Below are 15,497 nucleotides of genomic sequence, written 5' to 3'. Positions count from 1 at the left end.
GTGGTGCTTCGTGGACGAGGCACCGGTGTGGCGACGCAGGCGCCGGCCGACCAGAAGGGCCACGGCGTCGAGCAGCTGCTGGCCGACGTGCCGCCTGGTGAGACACCGGACGTGTCGGGGGCCTTCCCCCGCCTCGAGGAGACGCGCATCCGGCAGCTGGAGACGTGGGGGGAGCGGCGGCCCACGACGCCCGGGGACCTGCTCGTCGCCGAGGGCGAACCGGAGGACACCTTCTACGTGGTGCTCTCCGGCCGGGTCGCCGTCGTCGAGGCATTCGGGACGTCCGACCAGCGGGTGGTCCGGCTGCACGGACCCGGCCGCTTCCTCGGCGAGCTCGGCGTCCTCACGGGGCAACCGGCCTTCCTGAGTGTCGTCGTCGTCGACGGGGGCGAAGTCCTCGCGGTTCCGGCAGATCGGCTACGCGCCCTCGCGGCGCGGGACCACCCCTTCGGCGATCTCGTGCTGCGGGCCTACCTCGTCCGACGCTGGCTGGCGCTGGGCGAGGGCACCGGCTTCCGGATCATCGGCTCCAGGTACTCGGCCGGCACACGGGAGCTGCGCGAGTTCGCCGCCCGCAACCGCCTGCCGCACCGGTTCCTCGACCTGGAGACCGACCCGATGGCGGAACAGCTGCTCCGATCCCTCGGGCTCGGTCCCGGCGACACGCCGGTCGTGCTGTACCGGGACCGCCTGCTGAGGAACCCGTCGACCGCTGAACTCGCGGCGACGTTCGGACTGCGCGACCTCGGCGACGCCCGGGGGATCTGCGATCTCGTGGTCGTGGGGGCCGGCCCTGCCGGGCTGGCGGCGGCTGTGTACGGCGCCTCGGAGGGCCTCGACACCGCGGTGCTCGACGGCGTCGCGGCGGGCGGGCAGGCGGGGCGGACGTCGTGCATCGAGAACTACCTCGGCTTCCCCTCCGGGATCTCGGGGGGCGAGCTGGCCGAGCGCGCCGTGCTGCAAGCGGAGAAGTTCGGGGCGCGGCGCTCCGTCCCGTCGGAGGTGGTGGGGATCGCGGAGCGGGACGGGAACCACGTGCTGCGGTTCGGCGACGGCGGTGAGCTGGTCGCGCGCACGGTGCTCGTCGCCTCCGGCGTGCGCGTCCGCCGGCTCCGGGTCTCGGGGCTGGAACGGTTCGAGGACACCTGCGTGTATTACGCGGCCACGCCCCTCGAGGCCCAGCAGTGCGTCGGAGAACCGGTGGTCGTCGTGGGCGGGGGCAACTCGGGCGGCCAGGCCGCGGTCTTCCTCGCCGGCCACGCCGCCCAGGTCCATCTGGTGGTCCGCGAGCACGAACTCGACGAGAACATGTCGCGCTACCTCGCCGGCCGAATCACCCAGGACCCGCGCATCGAGGTGCACCTCCACACCACGGTGGAGGAACTGGAGGGCGAGGCCGGCCGCCTCGAGGCCGTCGTGGTGGAGGACGCGGAGACCGGTGAACGTCAGCGCCTGCCCGCACGCGAACTCATGGTGTTCATCGGGGGCGTGCCCAGCACGTCGTGGTTGCCCGACACGATCGCCCTGGACGCCGGCGGCTACGTGCTGACCGGGCCGGACGCGCGCCGGGTGCGGGAGCGGGGGGAGTCCGACGGTCCCGACCCGCTGCTGCTCGAGACCAGCCTGCCGGGCGTCTTCGCGGCCGGCGACGTACGCAGTGGCTCGGTGAAGCGGGTTGTCTCGGCGGCGGGAGAGGGGGCGATGGCGGTCCGCATGGTGCACGAGCACTTCGCCACCCGCCGGTGACCGACGACGGGGAGGAGACCGACGTTCCCGGACGCGGCTCAGGGCGAGGGGCCGATCGCGATGTGATCACGCCAACTGCAGACGGTGTAGAGCCGGTCGATCGACCAGCGGGAGAAAGCGATCGACCTCTTCCGGCTGGGCGTCTGATCGTGCCGGTGGAGGCCGGGATGCCCGACGTGCGAGTGGGGGTGGTCAACGCCCCCGCGGTCTCTGACGAGCTGACTGCAGAGCTCGTCGATGGCATCCGCGGTGAGCTCGAAGCGCTCTTCCCGGACGTGAAGTGGGCTTTTCACGTCCTCGAGAACGGTCTGGTGGAGCCACCGGCGGAAGACAGCGAGATCGTCGCCGCAGCTCGGCAGCTCCTCCTGGCGCGCGGCTGGGACTTCGTCGTGGTCCTGACCGATCTGCCCCTGCGGGTGGCCAGACGGCCGGAGGTTGCCCACGCGAGCCCGATGCACGGGGTCGCGGTCCTGTCGATCCCCGCACTGGGAACCTTCGTTGTGCGACGGCGTCTCCGTGACGCCGTGCTCAGCTTGGTCGGCGCCCTGTTGGGTGAGGACCGCAGAAGAGGCGCCGACGGTCTCGGGGATGCGGCGCTGCGGCGGATCAGCAGCCGGTTGTCAGAACTCGGTTCCGACGTCGACGACCAGGGACAGGCGCTCCGGTACACGACTCGGGTGGTCACCGGCCACCTGCAGCTGCTGTTCGGCATGGTGCGGGCGAATCGTCCGTGGCAGCTGGCCGCTCGCCTCTCCCGTGCCCTGACGGCGGCCACTGCTGCGGGTGTCTTCGCGCTGGTCACCCCGGACATCTGGAGCCTGGCCGTTGCCCTCGGGTGGCAGCGGTTGGCCGTCGTCACCCTGTGCTCGGTCGTCGCGATCGGCGTAACGCTGATCGTCGGTGCTGGGCTGTGGGAGCACGTCGTCGCGCCTCGCGCGAGGCAGCAGATCGTGCTGTTCAACATCGCGACCACGGCGACGGTCGTGATCGGGGTGGCGGTGTTCTATGCCGCGCTCTTCGTGCTCAGCCTGGTCGCCGGGTTGCTGCTCGTCGTCCCGTCACGCTTCGCCGAAGCGATCGCGCATCCGGTGGCTTTCGTGCACTACGTCGACGTCGCCTGGCTGACGGCCTCGCTGGCCACCGTCGGCGGTGCGCTCGGTGCCGGCCTCGAATCAGATGAGGCGGTTCGACGGGCGGCGTACACCTATCGCACGAGTCGCGCCACCGAGCACGGTGACGGTTGACCGGCGTACCCCGGAGGTGTCGGCCCTCGGTGTCGACGCCGAGATTTCTCCGGCGCCGACCACATACCGGTTCCGGTAGCCGGGTAGGTCCGCTCCGACGCCGGACGCGGTGTCGGGCTGCCTCTCCGGGAAGGACGATCATGCGAGTCGAGGACCTGTCGGGCGAGGACGCCGCGGTGTACCGGAGCGTGGCCGAGGGTGAGGTCGAGGACGGCGCTCCGCACCTGCAGGACATCGCCCGCCGGGCGGGCCTCGACCTGGATCGGACGCGCGCCGCCGTCCAGCGGCTGCTGCACAGCGAACCCAAGATCCTGCACGAGGTGCCCGACTCGGTCCCCAACGATCTGGGACCGAGGTACGAACTGGCGCCGAGAGCCTGAGCACGTAGGCGGAGGGCATCCGGTTCCGCCGACCGACTGAGCGGGCTCCGGGCGCCGGCTTGCCGACCGGCCCGGTCCGGGGTGGACGGGCACAGACCGCATCACCTCCGCGCGATTGCGGTCCTCGACCGGCGGGACGGCCCGGAGGCTGCCGACCACGGCCTCGTGGGACCCGCCCGCGGGCCGTTCACCGGGCGGCGTCTGCCCCTGCTGCTCCGGTCGCCAGTTGATGCGGGATCGCTTGGGCTCAGGCCATCGGCCCGACCAGCTCCCGGTACTCCTGCGGCAGCTGGGAGAGGACGTCGTCGAACTCGCCAGGGGTGACTGCCTGCCGCACCGTCGTCAGGACGGCCGCGGCCCCGTTCCGGGCCTCGGCGGGCCCGACGTCCCCACGTACAGCGACGCGGCCCACGAACTCGTCCACGCCGAACGCCTCCGCCTCCGCGAGTCCGACGCTATGACCGTTCAGCGCGCATGGCATCGGTCGATCGGCCGATGTCGTGAACCCCCGGGGGCGCGGCCTCGCTCAGCCCGCGTCGCCGGTCGCCGCTCTGGTCCGGGACGGACCGCTATGGCCGGCCCGGGCTCGCGCGCAGGCTCATGCATGCCCGCCGGCGCGAGCGGCCGGAACGTAGAGACCGTCCCGTTCGGCGCGGACCGCGGCGAGTGTTCTGGTCGGCGCCCCGAGCTTGACGAGGATGTGCTCCAGGTGGGCGGCCACGGTCCGCGCCGCCACGACGAGCGCACGAGCGATCTCGTGGTTGGAGCACCCCTCGACGAGGAAGCCCAGCACCTCGAGTTCCCGGGGGGTGAGCCCGTGCAGGTCGGGCGCCGGTGACAGCAGGGCCACGGCGGTCAGGCCCGGCGGCACGTCCTCGGGTGCCGCCAGGACGGTGAGACGCACGTGCCCGCCGGGGGCGTGCGAGCCACCCACCGGCCAGAGGAACGAGGAGTAGAGGTGCCCGTCGGCAATCCGCTCGCGTGCGGCGGCCAGGACGGGGGAGCGGTCCACGAGCCGCGCATCCACCGGCATGCCCGGCAGCGCCTGGCAGCCGCCGTCCGCCCGCAGCACCACAGCTGCGGTGGCCCCCCGGACCAGCCGCGCTGCAGCGATCAGGGAACGCATCGGGTCGATTCCGCGCGCGAACACCGGCGCCAGCCGCCCGAGCCGGCGCCGGATGGCCGGAGACGGAGGCTGCCGGCTGCCGGATAGCACTGCGAGATGGCCGACGTGCCGCCTCCCGGGTGCGAACAGGGCAACGCCCAGCCCCTGGTGGATACCGGAGGGGATCAGGCACTCGGCCCAGGTCGGCAGTTCCTCGGCCGGGTAGGGCAGGTCCGACGGGCCCAACGGCGGACGTGCCCGATCGGTCCCGGTGGCCTCGATGTCCCGCGCGACTTGGGGGCCGGCGAGGAACTCCGCGGTCCGCACGTCCAGGTCGACGCTCACCAGGGAGTGGTAGCCGTGGCCCAGCGGGTCGGCGAACGCCAGGAAGGCGCCGTCGAACGGGATGATCCGACGGAGGACCTCGAGCATCGCGTGCGCGCGCTCGGACGTGCTGCCGATCGAGGCGGCGGTCTCGGCCAGCAGCAGCTCACTTGCCTGTTCCGAGCGCATGGCCGCCCCTTCGAGAAACTCAGCGCTAGCTGGGCGATCCCTCAGCCGCGACCGCACCGGCTGCTCGACCGGTCGGGGTAGAGACCGACCAGATCTTCATACCGGGAAAGCGGAGTGGCGTCCACCAAGGTGGTGCGCGACGGCCCCGGTGACCAGCGGGCCCTCCACGTAGAGGCGGCCACCGCGTGATCTTCTGGAAAACCTTCCACGGAACCCCAGGAGAAGAACGCGATGACCGCTCCGAGCAGTATCGACCCTGCCCGCTTCCTGGACGAGCAGCTGGCCCAGGCCAGCCCGGATCTGCTGCGGCAGATGCTGACCACGTTCATCAACACGCTGATGTCGGCCGAGGCCGACGCGGTCTGCCGGGCCGAGTACGGCCAGCGCAGCGCCGAGCGCACGAATGTGCGTAACGGCTACCAGAGCCGTGAGTTCGACACCCGCGCCGGCACCCTGGACGTGGCGATCCCGAAGCTGCGCTCCGGGTCGTACTTCCCCGACTGGCTGCTGGAGCGCCGCCGGCGGGCCGAGCGGGCGCTGACCACCGTGGTGGCCACCTGCTACCTGCTGAGTGTCTCGACGCGGCGGATGGAGAAGCTCGTCGAGTCCTTGGGCATCACCCGGCTGAGCAAGTCCCAGGTCAGCGGCCTTGAGCCTTCGGCGAAGGCTCACTGTGGCTCGTGAAGATTCGATCGGCGGGTGCGGGTAGGAACGGGGCTGGACTGCCCGCACGCGCCCGCCCACGATGGACCTGTTCGCCCCGGTCGGACACCGGTTTCTCTGTAGTGCCTGCGAGCCTGTAGGTCAGCATGGTGGTGGAGGGCTCCACGGGAACCGTGGAGTGTTGCCTTCGAGCACGAGCGTCAGACTTCCGATTTTCCTGCCCCCCCCGGGACGGACTCCGAGATCGCCAGCATGGAGAGGTCGTGGTGGATGTCGTGCATGACCAGTGCGCGGGAGTCGATGTCTCGAAGCGGGACGCGAAGGTCTGTGTCCGGATCGCCGGTGCCGGCCCGCGTGGCGGCGCCCGCGAGACGGTCACCACCTGGAGGTCGATGACCAACCACGCGACCTGTGCGGTCGGGGAGGTCACCGAGCGAGCCATGGCCGCGCTTGAGGCTGTCCTGTCCCCCCGCTCGCCGTGACCCTGGGAGGAGCCGGGCCGTCGCCGTGGACCGATCTCCGGTCAGGCGCCGAGCCGGAGGGTGCGCGGGCCCCACACGCCCGTGCCGCTGGCGGGGATGCGGTCGACGTAGTCAGCACGCAGGCGGTCGAGCCACTCGACCTCGCTGATCCCGGTCGCGGCGACCAGGTAGGCGAGTAGGACGTGGGCATGGGTGAGCACGGTCAGCAACAGCGCCTCCGCGGCGCTCTCGCCGGCGAGGGAGCTAGCACGTTCCCAGATCTCCCGGTACTCCGTTCGGAAGTGCTCGTCGACCCACACCCCGGCCGGCGTGTCCGCCTGCATCCGCAGGAGGGAGAACGCCAGTTCCGCCATCTGCTTCTGCGCGGCATATGAGTTCCTGAGCGAGAGATCGGCCGTCCTGGTCATCCCCGGTCTCCTGTCCCTCTCGACGATCGGCCCCGACCTGCTCCATTCCAGGCCCCCGGGCCCTGATGCGATATCGGTAGACGTGCCGATCCCGTGCCTACCGGCCGCCTCCCACTCGGTGGCCGGGCCGGTGCGGTACGTGCCGACTGATCGGCCGGCAACCATCGCCACGCGCGGTAGGAGGCGCGGTGATCTCGGGCCCCTCCGGGGCTGCGAGCGTGCCTCGGCCCATGGCCATCCCCTGATCCCCTGGCCGGCAAAGCGGCCGATCCGCATCGCCGCAGTGCGGTATCGGCATGTCTGCCGATACTGCGGCCTCCCTGCCCGACGTCGAATGGAGGGGCGTCCGGTATCCCCCCGGCCAAAGCTCGGGGGCGTCTCGAGCCGGCGATGGCGGGAGCATGAGATGGCAGGCGAACTGAACGGGCGGCGCGTGGCGATCCTCGCAGCCGACGGCGTGGAGCGCGTCGAGCTCGAGCAGCCCCGCCAGGTGCTCGACCAGGCCGGGGCCGGGACCACGCTGCTCTCGATCCACGACGGCGAGATCGCGGCGCGCAACCACGACCTGGAGGACGCCGGCACCTTCGCCGTCGACCGGCTGGGCGGCGACGTGTCACCGGACGACTTCGACGCGCTGGTCTTGCCCGGGGGCACGGTCAACCCCGACAAGCTGCGCATGAACCAGACCGCGGTGAGCTTCGTCCGCGACTTCGTGGACTCCGGCAAACCGGTGGCCTCGATCTGCCACGGACCCTGGAACCTGGTGGAGGCGGACCGCGTCCGCGGCCGGCGGCTGACGTCCTGGCCCAGTGTGCGCACCGACCTGCGCAACGCCGGGCGCCGAGGTGGTCGACGAGGGGGTCGTGACCGACGGCAACGTCACGACCAGCCGCTCACCGGACGACCTGCCGGCATTCTGCAAGCGCATCGTCCAGGAGTTCGCCAGCGGGACCGGCGGGTGAGCACTCTGCTGGGACGAGCTTCCTCGCGTGGGAGGGAGGGTCGCCGGCCCCCGGGTAGTTCTGCCGTTCTTTCGGCGGCCCACCGCGGGAAGCCCCGGTTCTGCGGTGGCCCGGGTCGGGCAGCCGGTGCAGAGTCACGGGGGCCGGTGAGCAGAGCCGGCCGCTGGGCGCCCCGTGGTGCTCCCTAGGGGCCTCGGGGCCCACGCGTCAGGAGCCGGTCGGATGCGAGCGATGGTGTACAGAGGTCCCTACAAGATCCGGATGGAGGAGAAGGAACGGCCGGCGGTCGAGCACCCCAACGACGCCATCGTCCGGGTGCAGCTCGCCGCGATCTGCGGCTCGGACCTGCACCTCTACCACGGCATGATGCCGGACACCCGGATCGGTCATACCTTCGGCCACGAGTTCATCGGCGTCGTCGACGAGGCGGGGTCGTCCGTGCAGAACCTCGCCGTCGGCGACCGGGTGATGGTGCCGTTCAACATCTTCTGCGGCACCTGCTGGTACTGCGCTCGCGGTCTGTACTCCAACTGCCACAACGTCAACCCGAACGCCACCGCCGTCGGGGGCATCTACGGCTACTCCCACACCACCGGCGGCTACGACGGCGGCCAAGCCGAGTACGTGCGGGTGCCGTTCGCCGACGTCGGTCCGTCGAAGATCCCGGACTGGATGGCCGACGAGGACGCGGTCCTGCTGACATGACGGCGACCGGCTACTTCGGGGCGCAGCTCGGCGACATCGTCGAGGGCGACGTCGTCGTCGTCTTCGGCGCCGGGCCCGTCGGACTCGTGGCGGCGAAGTCGGCCTGGCTGATGGGGGCCGGCCGGGTCATCGTCATCGACCACCTGGACTACCGGCTGGAGACGGCGCGCACGTTCGCGCATGCCGAGACCTACAACTTCACCGAGTACGGCGACATCGTCCTGGAGATGAAGAAGACCACCGACTGGCTGGGTGCGGACGTCGCCATCGACGCCGTCGGCGCCGAGGCGGACGGCAACTTCCTCCAGCACGTCACCTCGGCCAAGTTCAAGCTGCAGGGCGGCTCCCCGGTCGCGCTCAACTGGGCCATCGACTCCGTCCGCAAGGGCGGAACCATCTCGGTGATGGGCGCCTACGGCCCGCTGTTCAGCGCCGTCAAGTTCGGCGACGCGATGAACAAGGGGCTGACGATCCACACCAACCAGTGCCCGGTCAAACGGCAGTGGCCCCGGCTGTTCGAGCACGTGCGCAACGGCTACCTCAGGCCCAGCGAGCTGGCCACCCACCGGGTGCCCCTCGAGGACATCGCCGAGGGCTACCACATCTTCTCGGCCAAGCTCGACGGCTGCATCAAGCCCCTCGTCGTCCCGACCGCGGCGTGAGCGACAGGAGACCCCGATGACCTACGCACCGCACAAGCCGCCGATGGCCGAGTCCCCCGACGAGCTGAGGAAGCGCATCCCGGGCTGGGGCGTCGACCTCGACCCCAAGGACCGCCCGTCTGTGCCGAAGCTGCAGTTCCAGGAGGACTTCACCGGGGCGCACTGGGAGTTCCCCGAGCGGCAGCCGGAGAAGTACCCGCGGGAGCGCTCGGTCGAGCACGGGATGCTCACCCCGGTCTTCGGCACCGCCCAGCCACCGACGGGCGTCTCGGGCGCCATCCGCCGCTACGCCTACCACTACAGCGAGGGGCGCGCGGTCCACTGGCTGCTGCTCATGTTCGCCGACCGGGTGGATGCGTGGGAGCACCATCTGACGTCCTTCCTCGCCCTGCGCCCGGACAACCCAATCACCGAGACCGGGGTCAAGGCCGAGTTCACCCACCACGGCGTGCGGTCGCGGCTCGGGCAGCACCGCACGGACCTCAAGCACCTGCCGCTCGACCCGGTGATCGTCGCGGGGCCCTGGGTCGCCGCGGCCGGAGCGGTCTACGCCGGCGCCCGGAGCGTGGCGAGGTGGCGCACGTGGGGTCCGACGGATACCGGCCGGTGCACTAGCCGGTGATGGACCCCGTCCTCGAGGCCGCGCCCTCGCCGGTCCACCCCGCGCGACGCGGGGTCGGACCGGTGTGGGACGACGGCACCGGCGAACTGCTCTGGGTGGACACCGCCGGGGAGGTCCGGTGGGGCCGGGTCGACACCGCCGCCGGCGTGCGCGACGTGGCGATGCGGGCAGTGGATGAGCCGGTCGCCGCCGTGGCCCTGACCACGAGCCCCGGTTGGCTCGTCGCGGCCGGGAGCGGCTTCCGCGTGCTCAGCCCGGACGGCGCGGTGCGCGTCGCGCTGGACCTGGAGGGGGGCGGCCGGATGTGCGGCGGGGCCTGCGACCGCGCCGGCCGGTTCTTCGCCGGCGTGACCGGCACGCTCGAGCACGAAGAGGAGGGGCCGGGGGCCCTGTACCGGGTGGACATCGACGGAGTGGTCAGCGTCGCCGCGACCGGTCTGATCGAGCCGGCCGGGATCGCCTGGTCGCCCGACGACGACCTCCTCTACGTCGCCGACTCGGGCGCCCGGACGGTGACCGCCTACGACTACGACGTCGACCTCGGCGTGCTCGATCGTCCGCGGGTCGTGCTCGACTTCCCCGTCGACGAGCCCATGATCCCCGCGGGCCTGACCGTCGACCGGGCCGGCCATCTCTGGGTCGCGCTGGAAGGCGGTGGTCAGGTGCGCCGGTACAGCTCCGCGGGACGGCCCGAGGAGGCGGTGCGCGTGGCGGCCAAACAGACGTCCGGGTGCACCTTCGCCGGCCCCGATCTCGACCTGCTGGTCGTGACGACGTCGACCGAGGGGCTGCCGGGTCCGGAGCTGGTGGCCCAGCCCGATGCCGGCCGGCTGTTCACCGTGGGCATCCCCGATGTCGTCGGCCGGGGCGCCTTCCGGTACGGGGGTCCGCTGCGCGGCCTGACGAACGCCTCAGGTGACTGAGGCGGCGGACGACGGTCCGCTAACTGACGGTCAGGCCGAACCCCTCGCCGTGGTCATCGGGGACCGAGCCGACCGGGACGACCTTGATGGCGACGACGTCGGCCGACCGGATCAGCTGTGCGCCGTCCATCAGGGACCACACGTCGTGGCCGGTCATCGATCCGAGGTTGTCGGCGACCAAGATGCGAGCGTCGTCCAGCGTCACCGGAGGATCCACACGGATGGTCCGGACGAGGGGGACGTGCGGGTTCCACCGGACGGTGTGCTCGAGACGGAAGGCCGCGTGCTTCAGGTCGGGGTCGGTCATGACACATCCTCGTTGGGGTATCTCGTGGTCGCCGGCCACCCGGGCGACGCCGGCCGGACAGGGGGAGGAGCGAATTCGTCACCCGGGACCGGGCCGATCAGGGCGTCAGGACGACCTTCTCGCAGCCGTCCTCCTTGTTCTTGAAGATCTCGTAGCCGTGCGGGGCATCGGCCAGGGGCAGCCGGTGGGTGATGACCCGGGTCGGGTCCAATTGACCGTGCTCGATCCGGTCCAGCAGCGGCCGCATGTACCGCTGTACGTGGCACTGGCCGGTGCGAAGGGTGAGCGACCGGTTCATCCAGGCGCCGGCCGGGAACTTGTCGATCAGCCCGCCGTAGACCCCGACGACCGAGACGATGCCGCCGCTGCGGCAGAACAGGATCGCCTGGCGGAGAGCGTGCGGCCGGTCGGTTTCCGCGCGGACCGCCTGCTTGAGCCGGTCGAAGAGGTGCACGTGGGCGGCACCGTGCGTGGCCTACATGCCGACCGCGTCGATGCACTTGTCCGGGCCCCCAGACCGCGCCGACGTCGCCGTCTTGGATGTCGCACATCTCCGCGCCCATGTGGCCGGTGGGGAGGATGTCGGAGAGGAAGAGCACCTGCTCATCGGCGAGGCCGCTCCCGATGCGGATCGGACCCACGTCGGCGAACGGCACCCGGGCGTACTCGGCCTGCCCGCCGGCGAAGCCACCGGTCAGGTGTGAGTAGCCGAGGATCCCGGCAACGGGGTGCCCGAACATCTTCTCGGCGACGCCTGCGTTGGGGTTCGTGTTCTCGCAACAGGAGTAGAGCGCGGCCTGGCAGGCGAGGCAGGCCCCGCAGGCGATCGGAAAGGGGACGACGACGCGGTCGCCCACGCGCAGCCTCGACCCGTCGACCCCGGGACCGACCTCGACGACCTCGCCCATGAACTCGTGGCCGAGCACGTCGCCCTTCTCCATCGTCGGCACGTAGCCGTCGACGAGGTGGAGGTCCGAGCCGCAGATCGCCGTCGACGTGATCTCCACGACGGCGTCGCGGCTGTTGAGGATCGTCGGGTCGGGGACGTCTTGCACCTCGACCTTGTTCGCGCCGACGAAGCAGTTGGCCTTCACGCCAGCACCTCCTTGCGACCCCGGAGCTCCTGCAGCTCCTCCTCACTCAGCGGCCGCGCCGGACGCTGCGGGAACTCCTTGCGGGCCCGCTTGCCCAGGGGGCGCCCTCGGAACGCACCACCTCGCCGGTCTCCATCACCTGCTTGAGGCGCCGCAGGTCGTCGTCGAGCAGCTGGGACGGGTCGTCGCCGAAATACGTGGCGAGCGCCCTGCCCAACGGGCCCGCGGGCATGTCATAGCGCAGCGTGACCCGCACCTCGGTGCCCCGCCCGCCCGGTGCGGGCACGAGGGTCACCTTGCCCGAGGTGTGGACGTCGGCGCCCTCGACGGAGACCCAGGCGATGCGCTCCGCGGCGACGTCGGCCGTCGTCACGACGTCCCGCTCGATGACGGTGTCGAACGGTGCGCTCGCCGTCCAGCGGCTGGAGCGCGGGCCGGTCACCCGCACCTCGTCCAGGTGGGCGATGAACGCGTCCAGGTTCTCCAACCGGTGCCAGAAGTCGAACACCTCCTGCGGGGGCTTGTTGACGGTCGTCGTCGAGGTCAGCTCCATGCGAGCTCCTGAGGGAAGGGTGGCGGCAGCGTGTCCAGCCAAGTCCGTCGGCTGGCTGACCTCCATCGGCAGGACGACCGATTGCGCCGCTCCAGCGACGACTCCCCGAACCGGCATGCCGTGGCGTACGGCCCAGGGGCTGGGCTTGATCGGTCATTCGACGGATGCCGTCCGGACACCGGCGGTCCTAGCGTGGGATGCGTCAGCCCACCGGAGCGATCGAGCCGGGGAGACACCATGTCATCACCTGTCCCGCCCCCCACCATGGACGGCGTCGCCACGTCGGACCCCGACGCGGCCCACCGGTGGCTGGAGGCCGCCTACTCCGGCTACCGGCCGGAGGAGTCCAACAGTCACCGTGACTTCCGCTTCCGAAGCCGGAACGTCCGCGTCGGCAACGGGAGCCTCGCCCGGCTCTGCTACTCGTCGAGTGCGGACAACAACGTCGTGCTCTCGGGCGTCATGGTCGTCGCCCAGCCGGACGACGGCGGCATGAAGGTGAGTCTGGGACGCGACGAGGAGGCCGTGCTCCCGGGTTCCCCCGTGCTGTTGCCTGCCCACCAGGCGGTGAGCGTCCTGTGGGCCGACACCGTGGCCGACTGCGTCGGTGTGCAGAGCGCCGATGTCGAGCGAGTCGCCGTCGAGACGACCGGACTCGAACGCACCGCGCTGCGCTTCACCGGGCTCCGGCCGATGTCCCCGGAGCTGGGCCGGCGCTGGGGCGAAGCGGTCCGCCGCGTCGTCGACGTCCTCGTGGACCGTCCGGAGGTCGGGGGCGCCCCGCTGGTCGCAACTGCGCTGACCGAGCGACTGGCCCGAGCCGTCCTGGCGACGTTCCCCAGCACGACCCTGGTCAGCCACCGACGGTTGCCGCCCGACCACGCCACGCCGGCGGTCGTGCGGCGCGCCGTCGAGCACATCGAGGGCAACGCGCACCGCGCGATGACGCTCACCGAGATCGCGGACGCCGCGGGGGTCGGCGCTCGGGGGCTCCAGGCATGCTTCCTGCGCCACCGGGACACGACACCGACCGCCTATGCCGAACGGGTCCGGATGGCGCGGGCGCACCGGGACCTCGTGGACACCGACCCCGGAGGACCCGACGCAGTGCCGATGATCGCGGCACGCTGGGGCTTCGCCGACCACAGCGGCTTCGCGGCCGCCTACCGGGACGCGTACGGCCGCCTCCCGGAGGAGACGCTGCGTCGCTGAACGACCACGTGTCGTGCGTGCTGGGCGTGAGCCGCCCCGGGGTCGTGGCGGCGGGAGCCGAGATCGGCAGTACGAGGAAGCGTGAAAGGTCCCACCCGTCAGCCGTGCAGGACCAGGTCGGTCTCCGCCGACTCGACCAGCCGCTGCAGGTGGAGACCATGCTCGATGCCGAGGCCGTGCGATCGACCGTCGGCCACGGTGCCCGCGAACTCGGCCACCATCCCCTGGTACGCGTTCGGGCCCAGGCCGGCCAGCGCCTCGATGTCCGCCGTCCCCCGTGGGCCGCTGACCTCGACGAAGGCGACGTCCGGGCCTCGTGTGCGCCCGCCGTAGAGCGACGCCTCGGAGAACCGGCCCACCGAGTGATCGAGGGACATACCGACCCAGCTGCGCGGGTCCCCGTGCGCGTGCATGCCGACGACCGGCCCCAGGGCGGCCTCCAGGAGGTCAAGCAGGTCGGCCCCGTAGGTGCGCAAGACCCCGCGGGCCCCTCGCCACGGTGGAGCCGGTGCTTCGCCGGCGGGCGTGCTCGACAGCACCCGCCTTATGCCGCCGGCCGGGTCGACGTCGGGGACGTCGGTTGACAGGAACCGGCGGACGTCGTCCGTGTGCCGCCAGGGCAGCGCGACCATCGTCGGCACCTTCTGGCGGAGGGCGGCCGAGGTCAGTTGCTCGGCGCCGGTCAGGTCGCCGGCGATGGGTTTCTCCAGCAACAGCGCGCAGCCGTGCTGGGCGGCGGTCGAGGCGTACTCCGCCTGGACGGGCGGTGGCACCGCGAAGACCACCGCGCTGCATCGCTTCAGCAGGTCATCGAACCGCGGGCACGGCACCGCACCGTGCCGCTCGGCGAGCCGTCGAGCGGGTTCTGGGGAGCGCCCCCACACGGCGACGAAGTCAACGTCGGGGCAGGTCTCGAGCGCCGGCGCGTACACCTCGGCCGCCCGGGCACCCGCGCCGACCAGGCCGACCGGAACCATGTTCCTCACGGTAGAGCCCGGCCGCCGTGGCGTCGCTGCCTGCCGGGCGAAATGGGCAGCACTGCCGATGGAGGAGCGCGCCGGGGATCTGCGTCCGTCGCCCGCGTCGCCGGCACGACCGAGGATGGGTAGGTCTGCCGATGTTCTCGGGGGCGCTCGCTGGCTGTTATTGACTCGCTGGCTGTTATTGACAAGGGTCCGCGGGCCGCCCAGCCGGGGGTGGTGGCGGCGGTCGTGTCCGTGGACGGGAACCACGGGGTGGGGCCCCGCTCACCTACAAGACCGATGCGCAGGACAGGAACGATCCGGAGGCGACTCATGGCCGGCATACCCGAGGTGAAGCGGTTCTTCCGCGAGGCCGGGGACGTCGACGTCGACAAGTCGGACATCGACCGCTTCCGGGCGTTCGTGGACGAGAAGATCGACGACCTGGCGATCGCCGCGCGCGACCGCGCCCGCTGGAACGGCCGGGACGTCATCGCCCCGCAGGACCTGCCGATCACGAAGGGCCTGCAGGACCGCATGCGCGAGTTCGCCAAACTCGAGTCGGTCAGCGACATGCGCGACTGGATCGGTCAGACGCTGCGCCGTCCCCCGGACGACGTGACGTTCGGCGAGGAAACCGAGGACGTCCTCACCGAAGTGTTCGGCGGTCTCGGGATCGCGCTGGCCAGGTGCTTCCGGATCATCGACCCGGAGGTGGGCAACCCGAACACCGGGCACTGGGAGCGCTCTTTCGCCCTTTTCCGGCTGCTGCTCTGAATGCACGGACGCCGCTGCGCCCCCACCCAGGCGAACCAGATGCGCGGAACGCTCGGCCCCGCGCCCGCCGCGCTGGTGCTGGTCCTCACGGCCGGCGGGCCGGGGGTGATGCATACCAGGGGGAGGAGGGCCGCGCCGCGGGGCGATCCGGGCGCTGGGCCTAGCTGTACTGACCACG

18 protein-coding genes and 3 pseudogenes are annotated in these 15,497 nt (G+C 71.5%); 13 read left to right on the top strand and 8 right to left on the bottom strand.

Annotated elements, in window-relative coordinates; translation table 11 throughout:
• Nucleotides 1–27 precede the first annotated feature (27 nt).
• The 3 genes from A6V29_RS15865 (at nt 28) to A6V29_RS15855 (ending at nt 3,370) form a co-directional block, all read left to right on the top strand.
• Entirely contained in the window at nt 28–1,746 is a 1,719-nt protein-coding gene (locus A6V29_RS15865) for an FAD-dependent oxidoreductase (RefSeq protein WP_137161209.1), read from the top strand.
• Nucleotides 1,747–1,901: 155 nt separating this feature from the next.
• Nucleotides 1,902–2,990: a hypothetical protein gene (locus A6V29_RS15860; RefSeq protein ID WP_249933276.1), complete on the top strand. Its 1,089-nt coding sequence runs from the start codon at nt 1,902–1,904 to the stop codon at nt 2,988–2,990.
• A 140-nt stretch (nt 2,991–3,130) separates the two neighbouring features.
• Nucleotides 3,131–3,370 carry a hypothetical protein gene (locus A6V29_RS15855; RefSeq protein WP_137161208.1) on the top strand — a complete coding sequence of 80 codons (240 nt, stop codon included), beginning with the start codon at nt 3,131–3,133 and terminating at the stop codon, nt 3,368–3,370.
• A gap of 247 nt (nt 3,371–3,617) precedes the next feature.
• Here A6V29_RS15855 and A6V29_RS15850 read toward each other — a convergent pair whose 3' ends face one another.
• Both A6V29_RS15850 and A6V29_RS15845 read right to left on the bottom strand, forming a co-directional pair.
• On the bottom strand, nt 3,618–3,851 hold the full coding sequence (locus A6V29_RS15850; RefSeq protein WP_137161207.1) for a DUF2267 domain-containing protein: 234 nt from the start codon (nt 3,849–3,851) through the stop codon (nt 3,618–3,620).
• A gap of 117 nt (nt 3,852–3,968) precedes the next feature.
• On the bottom strand, nt 3,969–4,988 hold the full coding sequence (locus A6V29_RS15845) for a helix-turn-helix transcriptional regulator (RefSeq protein WP_137161206.1): 1,020 nt from the start codon (nt 4,986–4,988) through the stop codon (nt 3,969–3,971).
• A 231-nt stretch (nt 4,989–5,219) separates the two neighbouring features.
• Here A6V29_RS15845 and A6V29_RS15840 point away from each other — a divergent pair.
• Nucleotides 5,220–5,633 (top strand): annotated as a pseudogene (locus A6V29_RS15840) (transposase); the annotation flags it as partial.
• Between the two features lie 284 nt (nt 5,634–5,917).
• Nucleotides 5,918–6,049, top strand: a pseudogene (locus A6V29_RS21750) (IS110 family transposase); the annotation flags it as partial.
• 125 nt (nt 6,050–6,174) lie between these two features.
• Here A6V29_RS21750 and A6V29_RS15830 read toward each other — a convergent pair.
• Nucleotides 6,175–6,540, bottom strand: a complete 366-nt coding sequence (locus A6V29_RS15830; RefSeq protein WP_137161205.1) for a hypothetical protein — start codon at nt 6,538–6,540, stop codon at nt 6,175–6,177.
• A 406-nt stretch (nt 6,541–6,946) separates the two neighbouring features.
• Here A6V29_RS15830 and A6V29_RS22215 point away from each other — a divergent pair, with 406 nt between their 5' ends.
• From A6V29_RS22215 to A6V29_RS15810, 5 genes are read left to right on the top strand one after another with little or no spacing between them, the layout of a single operon-like run.
• Nucleotides 6,947–7,690, top strand: a complete 744-nt coding sequence (locus tag A6V29_RS22215) for a DJ-1/PfpI family protein (protein WP_502700104.1) — start codon at nt 6,947–6,949, stop codon at nt 7,688–7,690.
• Between the two features lie 34 nt (nt 7,691–7,724).
• Nucleotides 7,725–8,207, top strand: coding sequence for an alcohol dehydrogenase catalytic domain-containing protein (locus tag A6V29_RS21740; protein ID WP_249933275.1), 483 nt, complete (start codon nt 7,725–7,727; stop codon nt 8,205–8,207).
• On the top strand, nt 8,204–8,869 hold the full coding sequence (locus tag A6V29_RS21735; protein ID WP_249933274.1) for a zinc-binding dehydrogenase: 666 nt from the start codon (nt 8,204–8,206) through the stop codon (nt 8,867–8,869). The genes A6V29_RS21740 and A6V29_RS21735 overlap by 4 nt, the downstream gene beginning before the upstream one ends.
• A gap of 16 nt (nt 8,870–8,885) precedes the next feature.
• On the top strand, nt 8,886–9,491 hold the full coding sequence (locus A6V29_RS15815; RefSeq protein ID WP_137161204.1) for a hypothetical protein: 606 nt from the start codon (nt 8,886–8,888) through the stop codon (nt 9,489–9,491).
• Nucleotides 9,491–10,414 carry an SMP-30/gluconolactonase/LRE family protein gene (locus A6V29_RS15810; protein WP_137161203.1) on the top strand — a complete coding sequence of 308 codons (924 nt, stop codon included), beginning with the start codon at nt 9,491–9,493 and terminating at the stop codon, nt 10,412–10,414. Before A6V29_RS15815 ends, A6V29_RS15810 begins: the two co-directional genes overlap by 1 nt.
• A 19-nt stretch (nt 10,415–10,433) precedes the next feature.
• On the opposite strand, the gene A6V29_RS15805 is transcribed toward A6V29_RS15810, so the two are convergent.
• Together A6V29_RS15805 and A6V29_RS21730 are read right to left on the bottom strand one after the other, a co-directional pair.
• The gene (locus A6V29_RS15805; protein WP_137161202.1) at nt 10,434–10,721 is read right to left on the bottom strand and encodes a hypothetical protein; all 288 of its coding nucleotides are present in this window, start codon (nt 10,719–10,721) and stop codon (nt 10,434–10,436) included.
• A gap of 97 nt (nt 10,722–10,818) precedes the next feature.
• Entirely contained in the window at nt 10,819–11,175 is a 357-nt protein-coding gene (locus A6V29_RS21730) for an MDR/zinc-dependent alcohol dehydrogenase-like family protein (RefSeq protein WP_249933281.1), read from the bottom strand.
• A gap of 16 nt (nt 11,176–11,191) precedes the next feature.
• Between A6V29_RS21730 and A6V29_RS21725 the strand changes: the two genes are divergently transcribed.
• A complete protein-coding gene (locus tag A6V29_RS21725) occupies nt 11,192–11,425 on the top strand; it encodes a hypothetical protein (protein WP_249933280.1) in 234 nt (77 codons plus the stop codon).
• Here A6V29_RS21725 and A6V29_RS21720 read toward each other — a convergent pair.
• Nucleotides 11,411–11,728: pseudogene (locus tag A6V29_RS21720) on the bottom strand (alcohol dehydrogenase catalytic domain-containing protein); the annotation flags it as partial. The gene A6V29_RS21725 and the pseudogene A6V29_RS21720 sit on opposite strands and share 15 nt — an antisense overlap.
• A gap of 133 nt (nt 11,729–11,861) precedes the next feature.
• Entirely contained in the window at nt 11,862–12,368 is a 507-nt protein-coding gene (locus A6V29_RS15795; protein ID WP_212719466.1) for an SRPBCC family protein, read from the bottom strand.
• 237 nt (nt 12,369–12,605) lie between these two features.
• On the opposite strand from A6V29_RS15795, the gene A6V29_RS15790 reads away from it, so the two are divergent.
• Nucleotides 12,606–13,580 (top strand): helix-turn-helix transcriptional regulator, encoded by a 975-nt coding sequence (locus A6V29_RS15790; protein WP_137161201.1) that lies wholly within the window; start codon nt 12,606–12,608, stop codon nt 13,578–13,580.
• A 98-nt stretch (nt 13,581–13,678) separates the two neighbouring features.
• Here A6V29_RS15790 and A6V29_RS15785 read toward each other — a convergent pair whose 3' ends face one another.
• Complete coding sequence (locus tag A6V29_RS15785; protein WP_137161200.1) at nt 13,679–14,557, bottom strand: Gfo/Idh/MocA family protein; 879 nt, start codon at nt 14,555–14,557, stop codon at nt 13,679–13,681.
• Between the two features lie 318 nt (nt 14,558–14,875).
• Here A6V29_RS15785 and A6V29_RS15780 point away from each other — a divergent pair, with 318 nt between their 5' ends.
• Nucleotides 14,876–15,319 carry a DUF1931 family protein gene (locus A6V29_RS15780; RefSeq protein WP_137161199.1) on the top strand — a complete coding sequence of 148 codons (444 nt, stop codon included), beginning with the start codon at nt 14,876–14,878 and terminating at the stop codon, nt 15,317–15,319.
• Nucleotides 15,320–15,497 lie beyond the last annotated feature (178 nt).

This window comes from Blastococcus sp. CCUG 61487, from assembly GCF_005222955.1.
Lineage (GTDB): Bacteria > Actinomycetota > Actinomycetes > Mycobacteriales > Geodermatophilaceae > Blastococcus.
This window is presented reverse-complemented; position numbering and strand designations above follow the sequence as displayed.